Raw genomic sequence first — 1,434 nt, forward strand, 5'->3', positions numbered from 1 at the left:
TGAAGTGCACCCCAATTGTTAGACACAGTCTAACAATTGGAGGTGCATTTTTTATGGCTAAATTTTCTTCAAAAGAAAAAATCCAAGCGGTGAAACGATATTTAGATGGTACAGAAAGTGGAAAAACAATTGCTAAATCTATAGGAGTTAACCCTAGCGTACTTCGTGAGTGGATTAGACGATATGAGTCTTCAGGTGAAAAGGCCTTTGAAAAGTGCTATACATTCTACCCAGCCCAGTATAAACTAGATGTACTTTATTATATGAATGAACACGGGACATCTATCAGAGAAACAGCGGCACTTTTCAATATACCGTCTTATGAAACACTTCGGAAATGGAAAATAGCTTATGAAACAGGAGGATTGGATGCCCTACAATCAAAGAAAAAGGGGCGTCCAACCATGAAAGATAAAAAAATAAAGCCAGTAGATGAAGGATCAATCGAAGCCTTACAAGCGGAAAATGAGCGTTTACGTATGGAAAATGCATATTTAAAAAAGTTGAATGCCTTAGTTCAAAACAAAGAAAAATCACCAAACAAGACAAAGCGCAAGTAATCTACGAGTTAAGGCATGAATTTCCTATCAAGGAGTTACTTCAACTCGCAAACATTCCACGTAGTACGTACTATTACTGGATGAAACGTTTTAATCGTCCTGATCCAAATGCGGAGGTAAAAGAACTGATTCAAGCTATTTATAATGAACACGATGGGTGTTATGGTTATCGTCGTATTCGTGATGAACTTATGAATCGTGGACACAAAGTAAATCATAAAAAAGTGTATCGCCTTATGAAAGAATTAGGGTTAAAATGTCTGGTTCGTATGAAAAAATATCGCTCTTACAAAGGGACAGTTGGGAAAATTGCGCCAAATATTTTAAATCGCAACTTCCAAGCTGAAAAACCAAATGAAAAGTGGGTTACAGATATTACGGAGTTTAAGTTATTTGGGGAGAAGTTATACCTATCACCAATGTTGGATTTATTTAATGGTGAAATTATCACGTATACAATTGGTTCAAGACCGACCTATTCCCTTGTTTCAACGATGTTGGACCAAGCCCTTTATTGTGTAACCGATCCGGATAAACTCCTCATTCACTCTGATCAAGGTTGGCACTATCAAATGAAACAATACCGTCATTCTCTTAAGAATTGTGGCATAACTCAAAGTATGTCTCGCAAAGGAAACTGTTATGACAATGCCGTTATTGAAAATTTCTTCGGTATCATGAAATCGGAATTTCTGTATCGAAAAGAATTTGAAAGTATAACACATTTCAAACAAGAATTAGCAAAGTATATAGAATACTATAATCATAAAAGAATTAAGGCAAAATTAAAGGGTATGAGCCCAGTACAATACCGGGCTCATACCCTAGAGGCTGCCTAATGAAACGACCTGTCTAACTTTCGGGGGTCACTTCA

General features: G+C 36.6%; 1 protein-coding gene. It reads left to right on the forward strand.

Annotation, left to right across the window (positions count from 1 at the left end; all coding sequences use genetic code 11):
• Positions 1-53: 53 nt before the first annotated feature.
• Positions 54-1,399 (forward strand): IS3-like element ISBth10 family transposase gene (locus QO049_RS30410; protein ID WP_098202567.1). Its coding sequence is split into 2 segments (ribosomal slippage): positions 54-495 and positions 495-1,399, totalling 1,347 coding nucleotides; the frame shifts between segments, so codons are not numbered across the junction.
• The last annotated feature ends 35 nt before the right edge of the window (positions 1,400-1,434 follow it).

Source organism: Bacillus sp. RB3 (genome assembly GCF_030164735.1).
Classification (GTDB): domain Bacteria; phylum Bacillota; class Bacilli; order Bacillales; family Bacillaceae_G; genus Bacillus_A; species Bacillus_A cereus.